This is a genomic window from Variovorax sp. GW821-FHT10D07 (assembly GCF_059415325.1).
On sequence record NZ_JBWKMZ010000010.1, the window covers coordinates 146,673 to 162,531 of the forward strand.

At 67.8% G+C, this 15,859-nt stretch carries 17 protein-coding genes and 1 tRNA gene; 13 read left to right on the plus strand and 5 right to left on the minus strand.

Annotated elements, in window-relative coordinates:
• Positions 1 to 146 precede the first annotated feature (146 nt).
• The gene (locus AC07PU_RS26525; RefSeq protein ID WP_495321520.1) at positions 147 to 986 is read left to right on the plus strand and encodes a DNA ligase; all 840 of its coding nucleotides are present in this window, start codon (positions 147 to 149) and stop codon (positions 984 to 986) included.
• A gap of 47 nt (positions 987 to 1,033) precedes the next feature.
• On the opposite strand, the gene AC07PU_RS26530 is transcribed toward AC07PU_RS26525, so the two are convergent.
• Positions 1,034 to 3,331, minus strand: a complete 2,298-nt coding sequence (locus AC07PU_RS26530) for an Orn/Lys/Arg family decarboxylase (RefSeq protein ID WP_495321521.1) — start codon at positions 3,329 to 3,331, stop codon at positions 1,034 to 1,036.
• A 208-nt stretch (positions 3,332 to 3,539) separates the two neighbouring features.
• On the opposite strand from AC07PU_RS26530, the gene AC07PU_RS26535 reads away from it, so the two are divergent.
• The 5 genes from AC07PU_RS26535 (at position 3,540) to AC07PU_RS26555 (ending at position 6,192) form a co-directional block, all read left to right on the plus strand.
• Positions 3,540 to 3,965: an NfeD family protein gene (locus tag AC07PU_RS26535; RefSeq protein ID WP_093341745.1), complete on the plus strand. Its 426-nt coding sequence runs from the start codon at positions 3,540 to 3,542 to the stop codon at positions 3,963 to 3,965.
• A 37-nt stretch (positions 3,966 to 4,002) separates the two neighbouring features.
• Positions 4,003 to 4,935, plus strand: a complete 933-nt coding sequence (locus tag AC07PU_RS26540) for an SPFH domain-containing protein (RefSeq protein WP_093341743.1) — start codon at positions 4,003 to 4,005, stop codon at positions 4,933 to 4,935.
• Positions 4,936 to 4,979: 44 nt separating this feature from the next.
• Positions 4,980 to 5,070: transfer RNA gene (locus AC07PU_RS26545), tRNA-Ser, on the plus strand.
• A gap of 213 nt (positions 5,071 to 5,283) precedes the next feature.
• Entirely contained in the window at positions 5,284 to 5,664 is a 381-nt protein-coding gene (locus AC07PU_RS26550; protein WP_495321522.1) for a hypothetical protein, read from the plus strand.
• Positions 5,665 to 5,802: 138 nt separating this feature from the next.
• Positions 5,803 to 6,192 carry a response regulator gene (locus tag AC07PU_RS26555; protein ID WP_093341739.1) on the plus strand — a complete coding sequence of 130 codons (390 nt, stop codon included), beginning with the start codon at positions 5,803 to 5,805 and terminating at the stop codon, positions 6,190 to 6,192.
• A 99-nt stretch (positions 6,193 to 6,291) separates the two neighbouring features.
• On the opposite strand, the gene AC07PU_RS26560 is transcribed toward AC07PU_RS26555, so the two are convergent.
• From AC07PU_RS26560 to AC07PU_RS26575, 4 genes are all read right to left on the minus strand, one after another.
• Complete coding sequence (locus AC07PU_RS26560; protein ID WP_093341737.1) at positions 6,292 to 7,500, minus strand: branched-chain amino acid ABC transporter substrate-binding protein; 1,209 nt, start codon at positions 7,498 to 7,500, stop codon at positions 6,292 to 6,294.
• Positions 7,501 to 7,649: 149 nt separating this feature from the next.
• Positions 7,650 to 8,069 carry a hypothetical protein gene (locus tag AC07PU_RS26565; RefSeq protein WP_495321523.1) on the minus strand — a complete coding sequence of 140 codons (420 nt, stop codon included), beginning with the start codon at positions 8,067 to 8,069 and terminating at the stop codon, positions 7,650 to 7,652.
• Positions 8,069 to 8,512, minus strand: a complete 444-nt coding sequence (locus AC07PU_RS26570) for a DNA polymerase III subunit chi (RefSeq protein ID WP_093341733.1) — start codon at positions 8,510 to 8,512, stop codon at positions 8,069 to 8,071. Before AC07PU_RS26570 ends, AC07PU_RS26565 begins: the two co-directional genes overlap by 1 nt.
• On the minus strand, positions 8,509 to 10,056 hold the full coding sequence (locus tag AC07PU_RS26575) for a leucyl aminopeptidase (RefSeq protein WP_208508719.1): 1,548 nt from the start codon (positions 10,054 to 10,056) through the stop codon (positions 8,509 to 8,511). The genes AC07PU_RS26570 and AC07PU_RS26575 overlap by 4 nt, the downstream gene beginning before the upstream one ends.
• Before the next feature lie 21 nt (positions 10,057 to 10,077).
• Here AC07PU_RS26575 and lptF point away from each other — a divergent pair, with 21 nt between their 5' ends.
• From lptF to AC07PU_RS26610, 7 genes are all read left to right on the plus strand, one after another.
• Entirely contained in the window at positions 10,078 to 11,220 is a 1,143-nt protein-coding gene (lptF, locus tag AC07PU_RS26580; RefSeq protein ID WP_093341729.1) for an LPS export ABC transporter permease LptF, read from the plus strand.
• A complete protein-coding gene (gene lptG, locus AC07PU_RS26585) occupies positions 11,217 to 12,326 on the plus strand; it encodes an LPS export ABC transporter permease LptG (RefSeq protein ID WP_093341727.1) in 1,110 nt (369 codons plus the stop codon). The genes lptF and lptG overlap by 4 nt, the downstream gene beginning before the upstream one ends.
• On the plus strand, positions 12,326 to 12,700 hold the full coding sequence (locus AC07PU_RS26590; RefSeq protein ID WP_495321524.1) for a sirohydrochlorin chelatase: 375 nt from the start codon (positions 12,326 to 12,328) through the stop codon (positions 12,698 to 12,700). The genes lptG and AC07PU_RS26590 overlap by 1 nt, the downstream gene beginning before the upstream one ends.
• A 63-nt stretch (positions 12,701 to 12,763) precedes the next feature.
• Positions 12,764 to 13,705 (plus strand): CysB family HTH-type transcriptional regulator, encoded by a 942-nt coding sequence (locus AC07PU_RS26595; protein ID WP_093341723.1) that lies wholly within the window; start codon positions 12,764 to 12,766, stop codon positions 13,703 to 13,705.
• A 53-nt stretch (positions 13,706 to 13,758) separates the two neighbouring features.
• Positions 13,759 to 14,928 (plus strand): pyridoxal phosphate-dependent aminotransferase, encoded by a 1,170-nt coding sequence (locus AC07PU_RS26600; protein WP_495321525.1) that lies wholly within the window; start codon positions 13,759 to 13,761, stop codon positions 14,926 to 14,928.
• 37 nt (positions 14,929 to 14,965) lie between these two features.
• The gene (locus AC07PU_RS26605) at positions 14,966 to 15,352 is read left to right on the plus strand and encodes a rard protein (RefSeq protein ID WP_093341718.1); all 387 of its coding nucleotides are present in this window, start codon (positions 14,966 to 14,968) and stop codon (positions 15,350 to 15,352) included.
• A 14-nt stretch (positions 15,353 to 15,366) separates the two neighbouring features.
• Positions 15,367 to 15,834 carry a DUF3592 domain-containing protein gene (locus AC07PU_RS26610; protein WP_495321526.1) on the plus strand — a complete coding sequence of 156 codons (468 nt, stop codon included), beginning with the start codon at positions 15,367 to 15,369 and terminating at the stop codon, positions 15,832 to 15,834.
• Positions 15,835 to 15,859 lie beyond the last annotated feature (25 nt).

The following is a 15,859-nucleotide window of genomic DNA, read 5'->3' on the forward strand; positions in this document are numbered from 1 at the left end:
AGTAAGCGGCACCACGGCTCCCGGGCACGCTCTCGCGCCCGTCGGACGGCGATGCACGCCGGTCGCGCAGCGCTTGTCTCGCGAAGGAACTTCGGCCACAAATGGGCATCCATCGGTCGTTTCCAGCTACTCATTTCATAGCACCCGTGCTCCATCGACGCTCCCTGCTGCTCGCCACCCTGGGCTTTGCGCTGACCTTGCCGGCGCACGCCGGCGCGCCCGCGCTGATGCTGGCCGAGGTCTACAAGCCGGGCATGTCGCTGGCCGACTACTGGGTCAGCGAGAAGTACGACGGCGTGCGCGCGTACTGGGACGGCCGGCAGCTCTTCACGCGCGGCGGCGAGCGCATCCTGGCACCGGCCTGGTTCACCGCCGCGCTGCCCAGGCAGCCGCTCGACGGCGAGCTCTGGGCCGGCCGCGGACGCTTCTCGCATGCGGTGTCGACGGTGCGCAGCCAGGCGCCCAACGACGTCGCCTGGCACGAGATGAAATTCATGGTGTTCGACCTGCCGGCCCAGGGCGGCGACTTCACGGCCCGCCTCGGCGTGCTGCGCAAGTTGCTGCCGATCACCGATGCGCCCTGGGTGGTGGCGGTGCCGCAGGAGCGCGCGACCACGGCCGAGGCGCTGCAGGCGCTGCTCGACAAGACCGTGAAGATGGGCGGCGAAGGCCTGATGCTGCACCGCGGCGCCTCGCTCTACCGTGCCGAGCGCAACAACGACCTGCTCAAGGTCAAGACGCACGAAGATGCCGAAGCCCGCGTGGTCGGCCACGTGCCGGGCAAGGGCAAACACGCTCACCGGCTCGGCGCGCTGCTGGTCGAGATGCCCGGCGGCCAGCGCTTCAAGCTGGGCACCGGCCTGAGCGATACCGAGCGCGAGCAGCCGCCCGCGATCGGCACCTGGATCACCTACCGCTACAACGGGCTCACGGCCGGCGGGCTGCCGCGCTTCGCACGCTTCATGCGCGTGCGCGAGGACGGCTGAGCCGCCCCCCGCACCTTGCTCACCCTGCCCGCTTCGCGCTCCGGCGCTCAGGCGATCTTCCGCACGCAGTCCGCGTAGTAGCGCTTCTTGCCCGTCTCGTCGACGCGCGCCACCAGGCCGTGGATGTCGGTCTCGAAGCCCGGGCACTGCGTGTTGAACTCGCGCGAGAACTTCAGGTAGTCGACGATCTTCTTGTTGAAGACCTCGCCCGGGATCAAGAGCGGAATGCCCGGCGGGTACGGCGTGATCAGGCTGGTGGTGATGCGGCCCTCGAGCTCGTCGATCTCCACGCGCTCGGTCTTGCGGTGCGCGATGTGCGCGAAGGCGTCGCTGGGCTTCATCGCCGGCGTGAGGTCGCTCAGGTACATCTCGGTCGTCAGGCGGGCCACGTCGTAGCGCGCGTAGAGCTGGTGGATGTGCTGGCACAGGTCGCGCAGGCCGAGGCGCTCGTAGCCCGTGTGCTGCTGGCAGAACTCCGGCATGATCCGCCACATCGGCTGGTTGCGCGCGTAGTCGTCCTTGAACTGCTGCAGCGCCGTCAGCAGCGTGTTCCAGCGGCCCTTGGTGATGCCGATGGTGAACATGATGAAGAAGCTGTAGAGGCCGGTCTTCTCGACGATCACGCCGTGCTCGGCCAGGAACTTGGTCACCACGCTGGCGGGAATGCCGGTCTCGGCGAAGTTGCCCTCGAGGTCCAGGCCCGGCGTCACGATGGTCGACTTGATCGGGTCGAGCATGTTGAAGCCGTCGACCAGCTCGCCGAAGCCGTGCCAGTTGCGCGGCGACTTCTTCGAGCGGCTCTTGCCGTTCTTCTCGCCGTGCATGATCCAGTCGTCCGGGACGCCGATGCCCTCGTCCACGAGTTTCTCGGGGCCCCAGACCTTGAACCACCACTCATCCTTGCCGAACTCCTCCTCGACCTTGCGCATGGCGCGGCGGAAGTCGAGCGCCTCGAGGATGCTCTCCTCCACCAGCGCGGTGCCGCCGGGCGGCTCCATCATCGCGGCGGCCACGTCGCAGCTCGCGATGATCGCGTACTGCGGGCTGGTCGACGAGTGCATCAGGTAGGCCTCGTTGAACAGGTCGCGGTCGAGCTGGCGATTCTGCGAGTCCTGCACCAGCACGTGGCTGGCCTGGCTGATGCCGGCCAGCAGCTTGTGCGTGGACTGGGTCGCGAACACCAGCGATTCCTTCGGCCGCACGCGGCGCTTGCCCATCGCGTGGTAGGAGCCGTAGAACGGGTGGAAGGCGGCGTGCGGCAGCCAGGCCTCGTCGAAGTGCAGCGTGTCGACGTAGCCGTCGAGCGTGTTCTTGATGGTCTCGGTGTTGTAGATCACGCCGTCGTAGGTCGACTGCGTGAGCGTCATCACGCGCGGCTTGACCTTGTTGGCATCGACGTCGGCCAGCAGCGGGTTGGCCTTGATCTTGGCCTTGATGGCCTCGGGCTCGAACTCGCTCTTGGGGATCGGGCCGATGATGCCGAAGTGGTTGCGCGTGGGCTTCATGAACACCGGGATCGCGCCCGTCATGATGATCGCGTGCAGGATCGACTTGTGGCAGTTGCGGTCCACCACCACCACGTCGTCGGGCGCCACCGTGTGGTGCCACACCATCTTGTTGCTGGTGCTGGTGCCGTTGGTCACGAAGAAGCAGTGGTCGGCATTGAAGATGCGCGCGGCGTTGCGCTCGCTGGCCGCCACCGGGCCGGTGTGGTCGAGCAGTTGGCCCAGTTCCTCCACCGCGTTGCAGACGTCGGCGCGCAGCATGTTCTCGCCGAAGAACTGGTGGAACATCTGGCCCACCGGGCTCTTGAGGAAGGCGACGCCGCCCGAGTGGCCCGGGCAGTGCCACGAGTACGAACCGTCTTCCGCGTAGTCGATCAGCGCCTTGAAGAACGGCGGCTGCACGCCCTCGAGGTAGCTCTTGGCCTCGCGGATGATGTGGCGCGCCACGAATTCGGGGGTGTCCTCGAACATGTGGATGAAGCCGTGCAGCTCGCGCAGGATGTCGTTCGGGATGTGGCGCGAGGTCTTGGTCTCGCCGTAGATGTAGATCGGCACGTCGGCGTTCTTGCGCCGCACTTCGCCGATGAAATTGCGCAGGTTCAGCACCGCCGGATCCAGGTCGGGACCGACCGTGAATTCCTCGTCGTCGATCGACAGGATGAAGGCGCTGGCACGGCTTTGCTGCTGAGCGAACTGGCTCAGGTCGCCGTAGCTCGTGACGCCCAGCACCTCGAAGCCCTCCGTCTCGATGGCCTGCGCGAGCGCGCGGATACCGAGGCCCGAGGTGTTCTCGGAGCGGAAGTCCTCGTCGATGATGACGATGGGAAAGCGGAATTTCATGGGGCGGAGCTCCGGGACAGGCAATGAGGCGCGAAGTGTACGGAATTCAGATGAAGAATTCGCCGCCGCGTCGAATGTCCGCCGAATGACGGTGCGACACGCTTTTCGCCGCAGCGCCGGGAGCCCCCACAAAGTGCAGGCGAGTCCGGGCCGCCCGGAGCGCATGCCTCAGAATGGCGTCGCCTGAAACAACTACAGAGGAGATGTCATGGCGAATTCCACGATCTGGTGGTTGATCGCTGGCACGGCAATCGTGGTCGAGCTCCTGTCCGGCACGGTCTACCTGCTGCTGCTGGCCGGCGGTTTCGCCGCCGCGGCGATCTCCGCCCACCTGGGCTTCGGCACCGTCACGCAACTGCTCGTGGCCGCCGTCGTCGGCGTGGTGGCGGTGCTGACCTGGTACTCGATCCAGCGCAAGCGCCCGCCGCCCCCACCCACCGAAGCCAACCGCGACCTCAATCTCGACATCGGCGAGAGCGTGCAGGTCGAGGCATGGAACCCCGACGGAACCGCCACCGTGCGCTACCGCGGCGCCCAGTGGACCGTCGTGCAGCGCGCGGGCCATGCGCCCTCCACCGGCGAACACCGCGTGGTCGAGGTCGTCGGCAGCCGGCTGGTGGTCGACAAGGTCTAGCTAGAACCCGAGAACGAAAGAGGAAAGGTACAGAGCCATGGAATATTCGGTCCCCATCATCATCCTGGTCATCGCGATCATCTTCATCAGCCAGTCGGTGAAGTTCGTGCCGCAGCAGAACGCCTGGGTGCGCGAGCGCCTGGGCAAGTACCACGGCACCATGACGCCCGGCCCCAACTTCCTGATCCCGTTCATCGACCGGGTGGCCTACAAGCACAGCCTGAAGGAAATCCCGCTCGACGTGCCGAGCCAGATCTGCATCACGCGCGACAACACGCAGCTGCAGGTCGACGGCATCCTCTACTTCCAGGTCACCGACCCGATGCGCGCCAGCTACGGTTCCTCGAACTACATCGTGGCCGTGACCCAGCTCGCCCAGACCTCGCTGCGCAGCGTGATCGGCAAGCTGGAACTCGACAAGACCTTCGAGGAGCGTGACGTCATCAATGCCCAGGTGGTCGCGGCCATCGACGAGGCGGCGCTCAACTGGGGCGTGAAGGTGCTGCGCTACGAGATCAAGGACCTGACGCCGCCGAAGGAAATCCTGCAGGCGATGCAGCGCCAGATCACGGCCGAACGCGAGAAGCGCGCGCTGATCGCGGCCTCCGAGGGCCGGCGCCAGGAGCAGATCAACATCGCCACCGGCGAACGCGAGGCCTTCATCGCGCGCTCCGAGGGCGAGAAGCAGGCCCAGATCAACAACGCCCAGGGCGAGGCGGCCGCGATCACCGCGGTGGCCACCGCGACGGCCGACGCCATCGAGCGCGTGGCGGCCGCGATCCAGCAGCCGGGCGGCGAACAGGCGGTGCAGCTCAAGGTGGCCGAACGCGCGGTCGATGCCTACGGCAAGGTCGCGGCCGATTCCAAGACCACGCTGATCGTGCCGAGCAACATGACCGAGACCGCCGCGCTGATCGCCTCGGCCATGCGCATGGTGCAGGCCGGCAAATCCTCGGGTCCCACGGCCTGAGGCTTCCGGAAACGGCCTCGGCGACTGCTACAATCGTGGGCTTCGGAGCGGTGGATGAGCGGTTTAAGTCGCACGCCTGGAAAGCGTGTGAGGGTTAATAGCCCTCCGCGGGTTCGAATCCCGCCTGCTCCGCCAGAGAGTCTTTGTTCGCAACCGTTCGCGAACATGCAGGAAGCCCGAGTTGCCATTGGCACTTGGGCTTTTTTGTGGGCGCCTGTTGCGTGGCGCGCCCCTTGCTCTCACCGATGCGCCGGACTCACTCCACCGACCCGCGCAGACCTCACACCGCCCTCCCCGACCCGTCTGGCGGTACGATCCCCAGGTTTTCAGTTCCCCAGGAGGCGCCGCATGGCAGGACATCCCAGCACCAAGCCGCACGGCAGCACGTCGCTCGACCGCACGCTCGAAAAAACCGAGCGGGTCGCCGCCGACGTGCAGAAGGCCTCCGACAACCTCGCGGTGGTCAACACGGTGCTCGAGCAGGAGCTGCCCGAGGAGGTGCAGGTGGGCGAGGTGGCGCTGGCCATCGCGCACACGAGCCAGCTCGAGGAAAAGCTCGCGCAATCGGCCGAGCAGCTCGCCGAGGTCAACGCGGCGCTCAGCGAGGAGATCGAGAAGCGCATCGAGGCCACGGCCCAGCGCGACGAGAGCGCGGCCCGCGTGAAGAAGCTCGAGGCCCGGCAGGCCACCGCGGCCGAGCCCGGCACGGGCAAGCACGCGAACGACTGACGCGACCCGCGCGCCGGCGGCGGGGCGCGGCGGACATCGTATGAAATAGGGACACGCCGCGTTTCTCCGTCTCCTTTCTCCTACGCAGCAAGCGCGCGCGGCACGCTACGCTATTGGTTCTCACACCCTATCCGTGGCATGGCCCTCATCACGTTCCTCGTCGAGGACAACAAGACCATCAGGGACAACCTGGTTCCGGCACTCGAGGACCTGGTGAATGCCCAAGTCGTTGGCTTTGCCGAAACCGAATCCGAAGCGCTCGCGTGGCTGCGCGCCCATCCGGCCGAGTGGCAGTTGCTGATCGTCGACCTGTTCCTCAAGGAAGGCTCGGGCCTGGGCGTGCTCGCGGGCTGCAAGGAACGCCTTCCCGGCCAGCGCGCGGTGGTGCTCAGCAACTACGTGACGGCCGACATCCGCGCGCGCTGCGAGACGCTCGGCGCGGACGCGGTGTTCGACAAGTCGCGCGACCTCGACGCCTTCATCGAGTACTGCAACACCGACCGCCCCTCGGGACTCGCGCCGCTCTGAGCAGCAGGCGCCCTCCTCTTCCTTCTCCCCCGCCGTTTCGAGCGCCCATGAAAAAAGGGCCCGAAGGCCCTTTCTCGTTGGAACGCGGATCGAAGCCGATCAGCGCACCACGGCGATCTGCGTACGCTGGCCACCCTTGTAGGTGTAGAGCGTCAGGGCGCCGCCCTTGATGTCGCCCTTTTCGTCGAAGGCGATCGGGCCGGTCACGCCCTTGTACTGGATCTTGCCCACTTCGGGCAGGTACTTCTCGGGATCGGCCGAGCCGGCCTTGACCATCGCTTCGGCCAGCACGTTGACCGCGTCGTAGACGTACGGTGCGTAGATCTGGACGTCGACGCCGTTCTTGGTCTTGAACTTGGCCTTGAAGTCTTCCAGCGGCTGCTTGAAGTCGCCGTCCACGCCGCCGGCTTCGGCGCACACCACCATGTCTTCGCCGATGGCATCGCCAGCGAGCTTCGGCAGTTCGCCGGTGCACAGGCCGTCGCCGCCCATGAACTTGACGTTCAGGCCGAGCTGCTTGACCTGCTTGAGCATCGGGCCGCCAACGGCGTCCATGCCGCCGAAGAACAGCACGTCGGGCTTGGCGGCCTTGAGCTTGGTCAGGATGGCGTTGAAGTCGGTCGACTTGTCGGTGGTGAATTCGTGGCCCACGATGGTGGCGCCGGCGGCCTTGGCCGACTTCTCGAATTCTTCGGCGACGCCCTGGCCGTAGGCGGTGCGGTCGTCGATCACGGCGATGTTCTTGCCCTTGAGCGTTTCGACCGCGTACTTGCCCAGCGTGCCGCCGAGTTGCGTGTCGTCAGCCACCACGCGGAAGGTGGTCTTGAAGCCCTGGCGGGTGTACTTGGGGTTCGTTGCCGAAGGCGAGATCTGGGGGATGCCGGCGTCGCTGTAGAGCTTCGAGGCGGGGATGGTGGTGCCCGAGTTCAGGTGACCGACCACGCCGTTGACCTTGCTGTCGACCAGCTTCTGGGCCACGGCCGTGCCTTGCTTCGGATCGCCTGCGTCGTCTTCGGCGACCAGCTCGAACTTGGCGACCTTGTCGCCGATCTTGAGGCCCTTGGCATTCAGTTCCTCGATCGCCATCTTGGCGCCGAACTCGTTGTCCTTGCCGAGGTGGGCAATCGGACCGCTGGTCGGAGCCACGTGGCCGATCTTCACGACCAGTGCATCGGCGGGAGGTGCAGCGGGTGCCGGGGCGGCCGCGGTGGGCGCCGGGGCAGCAGCGGGTGCCGCAGCTTCTTCTTTCTTGCCGCAAGCCACCAGCGTGAGTGCAGCCAGAGCGACCGCAGTCCATTTCAATTGCATGAGAACCTCCAGAACATGGATGATGAGATTGAGAAACCGGTCGTGTGATCCGGGCGCTCCTGACCTCGCAAGTTCCGCGCCGCAGACCCGGGCCACCCTAACCCTCCAGCTTTGGCCCACCCGACCTGGCGCGCAGTTTAGCTGAAGCTTCACCCCTCGAAAGTTGGCGTAGACCCTGGGTTTTCCGAGAGTTCGGCGGCCATCGCCTCGATCACCAACGCACGCAAAACGGCTTCGATTTCGCCGCGCAAACGCGGCACCATCGCATCGAGTTGCTGCTGCACGGCGGCGGCCACGGTGTCGCTCAAACGCTCCTCGAGCGAGAAGTCCACGCGCTGCAGAACACGGTGCAGCAACTGCTCCTCGAGCCGCACGATGTCGGCCTCGGAACGCTGCACCGCGGGCGGCAATGCGACGGCCTGGGACGGGTCGGGCATGGCCGGCGCGGCGGCATCCGGCCCGGCGTTGTCCGCCAACGGCGAATGCGCCGCGACCGGCTCGGCGGGCAGGTCGAGCACGGTCGTGAGCGTGGGAACGAAACGCGGCGGCGTGCGGGTCGGGGTGGCCATCAGGATGCGCTCCTCGCGAAGTCGTGCGGCTGGATCGTGTAGCCGCGGTCGGCATAGTGGCGCCAGCGCGCGCGGCCGATCTGGCGGTCGTCGGGCTCGTTGCTCACGATGTCGATCAGGCGCTCGTAGCGCTCGAAGCCCGCGGGCACCTGCGCACCGAGATTGACCAGCAGTTCGCGGTGCGGCAGCGCGGCCGACTCGGCGCCCTCGTCGGCCAGGATCACCGGCGAGCGCGACAGCACGTGGGCCGGCGCATCGCCGCGGCAATGGGCGACGAACTCGGTCGGTGCCAGTTGCCAGAGGCCGGCGTCGATCGCGTCGAGCCATTGCGCCTCGCCGACCACCACCACCCGCATGCCGCGCGTGGCGACGGCCTTGCGCACGAGCCGGCAGGCGTAGCTGAGCTTGTCCGGCGCGTTGTAGTGAAAGCCGATGTCCGTCACTGCACCGAACGCGCCTTGCGGGCCGCCGCCTTGCTCTCGGACTTGCCCTCCGTCTTCCGCTCGGCCTTGGCTTTCGCCTTGCCCTCGCCGGCGCCGGTCGCGCCATCCTGCGCGCGGCGCGTGAGGTACGAGACCAGCAGGCCGACCGGTCGGCCGGTCGAGCCCTTGGCCGCGCCGCTCTTCCATGCGGTGCCGGCGATGTCCAGGTGCGCCCAGGCGAAGTCGGCCGTGAAGCGCTGCAGGAACTTGGCCGCCGTGATGGCGCCGCCCGCGCGGCCCGCCACGTTGGCCACGTCGGCGAAGTTGGTCTTCAGGCCCTCGGCGTATTCGTCGTCGAGCGGCAGGCGCCAGCAGCGGTCCTGCGAGCTTTCGCCGGCCGCCTCGAGCGCCGCGGCCAGCGCGTCGTCGCTCGAGAACAGGCCGCTGCGCACGCCGCCCAGAGCCACCACGCAGGCGCCCGTGAGCGTCGCGATGTCGATCACGGCGGCGGGGTCGAAGCGCTTGGCGTAGGTCAGCGCGTCGCAGAGGATCAGCCGGCCTTCGGCGTCGGTGTTGAGGATCTCGATGGTCTGGCCGCTCATGCTGGTGACCACGTCGCCGGGCTTGATGGCGCGGCCGTCGTTCATGTTCTCGCACGAGGGGATCAGGCCGATCACGTTGATCGCGGGCTTGATGCCGGCCAGCGCGCGGAAGGTGCCGAGCACGCTCGCGGCGCCGCACATGTCGAACTTCATCTCGTCCATTTCGGCCGCCGGCTTGAGCGAGACGCCGCCGGTGTCGAAGGTGATGCCCTTGCCGACCAGCACCACGGGCGCCTGGTCCTTGGACCCGCCCTGGTAGCGCAGCACGATGAAGCGCAGCGGCTCGGCCGAGCCCTGGGCCACGGCCGCGAACGCGCCCATGCCGAGCTTGTCGACCTCCTTGGGGCCGAGCACCTCGCACTTGATGCCGGGCAGCTTGCCCAGGCCCTTGGCGGCCTCGGCCAGCATCGTCGGCGTGGCATGGTTGGCGGGGCGGTTGCCCCACTCCTTGGCGAACTCGATCCCCTCGACGGTGGCACGCGCCTGCTCGAAGGCCGCGCCGACCGTGGCCGCATCGGCCACGCCCACGGTCACCTGGCGGATGCTGCGCGGCTCGGCCTTGGACTTGGTGGCGGTGTAGACATAGCTGGCGTCGGCGGCCGCGATGACGGCGCTCGCCACGGCCGCCGGTTCGGCGTCCTGGGCGAAGGCCAGCACCACGCGCTTGGGCGACTGGGCCTTGGCGGCGTTGACCGCGGCGATCACGCCGCTGCGCACCGAAGCCGGCTTGCCGTCGCCGATGGCCGCCAGCACCACGCGGGCGGCGGCCACGTCCTCGGGCCGGTACAGGGACAGCAGCTTGCCGGCCTTGTCGGGCAGGTCGCCGGCCTTGCGGGCGGCGGCGATCTGGACGGAGAGGGGGTCCTTGGACGCGAGCGGCGCACTGCCCACGAGCACGATCAGGACGTCGGATTTTTCGGCCGCTGCGCGGGCGACTGTGAGGGTCTTGAGTTGAAAGTCCATAATCCTTTTTTTCCTCGAACGATGTTATTCCATTCTTCCCTACGCAAGGAGCTGTCGCGCAGCTTCGGAGCGACCCTCGTGGTCCTGGTCACCATCGTGATGACCATGATGCTCATCCGTACGCTCGGACTGGCCTCCAAGGGCAGCGTGAACCCGTCCGAAGTGTTCCTCGTCATGGCCTACACGGTGCTCGGCTACATGCCGACCATCCTGAGCCTGAGCCTGTTCATCGCCATCGTCGGCACCCTGTCGCGCATGTACCGCGACAGCGAGATGGTGATCTGGTTCTCCAGCGGCCGCGGGCTGTCCGACTTCGTCGAGCCGCTGTTCCGCTTCGCCTGGCCGGTGCTGCTGCTGATCGCCGCCATGGCGCTGATCGGCTGGCCCTGGGCCAACTCGCAGACCATGGGCATGCGCCAGCAGTACGAGCAGCGCGGCGACCTCGAACGCGTGTCGCCCGGCGAATTCCGTGAATCGGCCGGCCGGCTGCGGGTGTTCTTCATCGACAAGGACTCCGCCGACAGCGCCACCGCCACCAACGTCTTCATCTGGTCGGTCGAGCGCAACCTGCAGATCACGACCTCGGCGCGCAGCGGCCGCATCGAGACGCTCGGCAACTCGCGCTACCTGATGCTGAGCAACGGCCAGCGCCTGGAGCGCCCGCTGCTGCCCAACGGCGCCTTGAAGATCAGCGAGTTCGAGACCTACGGCACGCGCGCCGGCGGCAGCGCCGCCGGCACCAGCGACGCCACGCCGCCACGCGCGCGCACCACGCTGTCGCTGCTCGGCGACTTCAACGCAACCGCGGCGCGCGGCGAACTCGCCTGGCGCGTGGGCATGCTGCTGGCGGCCATCAACTTCGTGCTGCTGGCCCTGGCCGTCTCCAGCGTCAATCCGCGCGTGGGCCGCAGCGGCAACCTGCTGTTCGCGCTGTTCGCCTTCGTCATCTATTACAACCTGCTGAACCTGGGCCAGAGCTGGATCAGCTCTGGCCGCTACGGCATGGGCGGCTTCATGCTGCTGCTGCACGGCGGCGTGGCGCTGTTCGCCATCTCGTGGCTCACGCTGCGCAACAACAACTGGGCGCGCCGCAAGAGCCGCGGCGGCCGGGCCTCCGGTCCCACCCCGCCGCCCTCCACCGCCCGGCTGGAGCCCACGCCATGAGAACCATCCGCCGCCTGATCTACATCGAGGCGCTGAAGGCCGTGGCCTTCGTGACCCTCGGCTTCCTGAGCCTGTTCTTCTTCTTCGACTTCGTCGACGAGCTGCAGGCCGTGGGCCGCCCCGAGAGCCTGGCCTACGGGCCGGCGCAGGCCCTGCTCTACGTGACCTTGCTGTTGCCGAGCCATCTCTACGAGCTGCTGCCGATCACCGTGCTGATCGGCTGCATCTTCGTGATGGCGCGGCTCGCGCAAAGCTCCGAATACACCATCCTGCGCACCAGCGGCCTCGGTCCCTGGCGCGCGCTGCGCACGCTGCTGGTGCTGGGCCTGGGCTTCGTGGTGCTGACCTTCGCGGTGGGCGACTACCTCGCGCCGGCCGCCGAGCGCGCCGCCCAGCTCGTGAAATCGCGCTACCAGGGCACCTTCACCTTCGTGGGCAACACCGGCGCCTGGCTCAAGGAACGGCAGGACAAGGCGTCCTACGCCGTCAACGTGCTGTCGATCTCGCGCAACGGCGGGCTCAAGACCGCGCGCATCTTCGAGTTCGACGACAAAGGCTACCTGCGCAAGCAGATGACCGCCGCCACGGCGCGCATCGAGCGCGGCTACTGGGTGCTGTCGGAGATCGAGCAGCAGGACTACGACACCCGCGCCGCCGAAGGCAAGGCGCATGTCGCCACCACCCGGATGGCCGAGCTCAACTGGCCGACCTCGCTGACGGCCGAGATGGTCTCGGTGGCGTTGCTGCGGCCCGACCGCATGAGCACCATCGACCTGTTCGACTACATCCGCCACCTCGACGCCAACGGCCAGACCGCGCAGCGCTACGAGATCGAGTTCTGGCGCAAGGTGTTCTATCCGCTGTCCTGCCTGGTGATGGTGGTGCTCGCCCTGCCCTTCGCCTACCTGCACTTCCGCCAGGCCGGTATCACCACCTACGTGTTCGGCGGCGTGATGATCGGCATCAGCTTCTTCCTGCTGAACAACGTGTTCGGCTACCTCGGCAATCTCAGCAACTGGTCGCCCTGGATCACGGCGGCGGCGCCCGGGCTCATCTATTCGGTGATGTCGCTGGCGGCCTTCAGCTGGCTGGTGCTCAGACGCTGATGGCCACGCCGACGGTGCAGGGCATCGTGCTGCTGGCGCACGGCTCGCGCGACCCGCGCTGGCGCGAGCCGATCGAGGCCGTGGCGGCGCGAACGCGCGCGCTGTCCCCCGAGGTCCGGGTGCGCTGCGCCTACCTCGAACTGGCCGAGCCCGACCTGCGCACCGCGGCCGCCGCGCTGGTCGATGAAGGCGCCAGCGCGATCCGCGTGGTGCCGCTGTTCCTCGGCATGGGCAAGCACGCACGCGAGGACATCCCGCGCCAGCTCGACGCGCTGCGCGCCGAATGGCCGGCGCTGGCCTTCACGCTCGCGCCCACCGTGGGGGAATCGCCGCAGGTGATCGACCTGCTGGCCCGAATTGCGGTGGAAATCTGAACATTAGGCAATTTCCATAGATTCCGAAGGCATAATAAATTCCGCAATAAGACGGAATTTGATATGAATCTGCACCAGTTCAAGTTTGTTCAGGAAGCCGTGCGGCGCAACCTGAACCTGACCGAGGCCGCCAAGGCGCTGCACACCTCCCAGCCCGGGGTGTCGAAGGCGATCATCGAGCTCGAGGAAGAACTCGGCGTGGAAATCTTCGCGCGCCACGGCAAGCGCCTCAAGCGCGTGACCGAGCCGGGCCAGCACGTGATCGCGAGCATCGAACTGATCATGCGCGAGGTCGGCAACCTCAAGCGCATCGGCGAGCAGTTCAGCGCACAGGACAGCGGCACGCTGTCGATCGCCACCACCCACACGCAGGCGCGCTACGTGCTGCCGGTGCCGGTGGCCAAGTTGCGCGAGGCCTACCCCAAGGTCAACGTGAGCCTGCACCAGGGCTCGCCCGACCAGGTGGCACGCATGGTGATCGACGAGGTGGCCGAGATCGGCATCGCGACCGAATCGCTCGCCGACTACACCGAGCTCGTGACCCTGCCCTGCTACGAGTGGCAGCACGTGCTGGTGCTGCCCAAGGAACATCCGCTGGCGACCAAGGAGCGCATCTCGCTCGAGGACCTGGCGTCCGAGCCGATCATCACCTACCACCCCTCGTTCACCGGCCGCACGCGCATCGACCATGCCTTCGCGCAGAAGAAGCTCGCGCCGCGCATCGCGCTCGAAGCCATCGACTCCGACGTGATCAAGACCTACGTGCGCCTCGGGCTCGGCGTGGGCATCGTGGCCGAGATGGCGGTGCGCGACGAATCGAATGCCGACCTCGTGGTGCGCCCGATGGGCCAGGTGTTCGGCCAGAACATCGCGCGCGTGGCCTTCAAGCGCAGCGCCTACCTGCGCAACTTCGTGTTCAAGTTCGCCGAGCTGCTGTCCGACCGGCTCGACCGCAACCTGATCGCCAAGGCCCTGAGCGGCCACCAGCAGGACTACGAACTCTGAGCGCCCGCCGAGGTCCACGCGCTCGTCCCGACTTTCCTCCCACGCATCCCACCATGAGCACCGCCCTTTCCCCCCGCACGCCCGAGATCGCGACCAAGCTGCCCGCCGTCGGCACCACCATCTTCACCGTGATGTCCGCGCTCGCGGCCGAGAAGAACGCGGTCAACCTGGGCCAGGGCTTCCCCGATTTCCACTGCGATCCGCAGCTGCTCGAGGACGTGACGGCCGCCATGGCCGCGGGCCACAACCAGTACCCGCCGATGCCGGGCATCCCCGCGCTGCGCGAGGCCATCGCCGCCAAGATCGAGGCGCTCTACGGCCACGTCTACAGCGCCGCGACCGAGATCACGGTGACCGCGGGCGCCACGCAGGCGATCATCACGGCCATCCTCGCTGTGGTGCGCGCGGGCGACGAGGTGATCGTGCTCGAGCCCTGCTACGACAGCTACGTGCCCAACATCGAGCTCGCGGGCGGCAGCGTGGTGCGCGTGCCGCTGGTGCCGGGCACCTTCCGCCCCGATTTCGACCGCATCGCGGCCGCGCTGAGCCCGCGCACGCGCGCGATCATCGTCAACACGCCGCACAACCCGAGCGCCACCGTGTGGACCGAGGCCGAGATGCGCCGGCTCGAGGAGCTGCTCGCGCCCACCGAGGTGTTCGTGATCGCCGACGAGGTCTACGAGCACATGGTCTACGACGGCGCGCGCCACGAGAGCGTGGCCCGCTTCCCGGGCCTGGCGGCGCGCAGCTTCATCGTCAGCAGCTTCGGCAAGACCTACCATGTCACCGGCTGGAAGGTCGGCTTCGTGGCCGCGCCCGCGCCGCTGATGGCCGAGTTCCGCAAGGTGCACCAGTTCAACGTGTTCACCGTCAACACGCCGATGCAACATGCGCTGGCGCGCTACATGGCCAACCCCGCGCCCTACCTCGAGCTGCCGGCCTTCTACCAGCGCAAGCGCGACCTGTTCGCCGCCGGCCTCGCCAAGACCCGCTTCAAGCTGCTGCGCAGCGAAGGCAGCTACTTCCAGTGCGTCGACATCTCGGCGGTTAGCGATCTCTCCGAAGCCGACTTCTGCCTCTGGCTCACGCGCGAGATCGGCGTGGCGGCGATCCCGCTGTCGGCCTTCTACGGCGACGGCTTCGACCAGCGCGTGGTGCGCTTCTGCTTCGCCAAGAAGGACGAGACGCTGGTCGCCGCGCTCGACCGGCTCGCCAAGCTCTGAGCCCATCGACCGGCGCCGGGCCACGGGACCGCACGCGATGAAGGCGCCACGGCTCATCCTCGGCGCGCTGGCGCTGTCCTTCTTCGCCGCCGGCGTGGCCGACGCCTTCGTGCCGATGCTGCCGGGCCGGCAGTACTCGGCCGTCGACATGCTGCACATGCCGCTGATCACCGCGCTGTGCTACGCCTGGTGCCGCGCCGACCTGCTCGCGCGCGGCCAGGTGCCGCGCGGGCGCATCGCGCTGTTCGCGGGCGTGTTCCCGCTGCTGGGCGTGCCGGTGTTCTTCCTGCGCACGCGGCCCTGGCGGCAGGCGCTGCTCGGCCTGCTGCGCACCGTGGGCTTCCTCGCCTTCTGCCTGCTGCTCGCGAGCCTCGGCGGCCTGCTCGGCGACTTCGCCGCGGGCGCATCGCACCGCGGCGGCTGAAGGAGGCACGGGCCATGGCGAATCCCCAGCTTCGTACCCTGCAGAAGGTCTTCGGCGGCGTCGGCGCGGCCCTGTTCGTGGTGGCGCTGCTCGTGGCGGCCCACACCGTCTACTTCATCCGGTCCGCGGTGCACGCGCAGGGCGAGGTGATCGACCTGCTGCACGTGGAGTCGGACGACGACGGCGACGGCACCTGGAAGCCGCGCGTGCGCTTCCGCACGGCCGCGGGCGAGACGATCGATTTCGAGTCCTCGACCAGCAGCAACCCGCCCTCCTACGAAGTCGGCGAGGCGGTGCGGGTGCTGCATGCGCCCGGCTATCCGCGCAACGCGCGCATCGACAGCTTCTTCTCGCTCTGGGGCATGTCCATCGTCTTCGGTGCCATCGGCACGGCCTTCCTGGTGGTCGTGCTGGTGCTCGCCATCGCCGCGGCCGCCGCACCGGCACAGCCTACCCGGCGCGGGCGCCGACGCCCACGGTAGGACAGTCCTGACCGGCGAAGGCGCG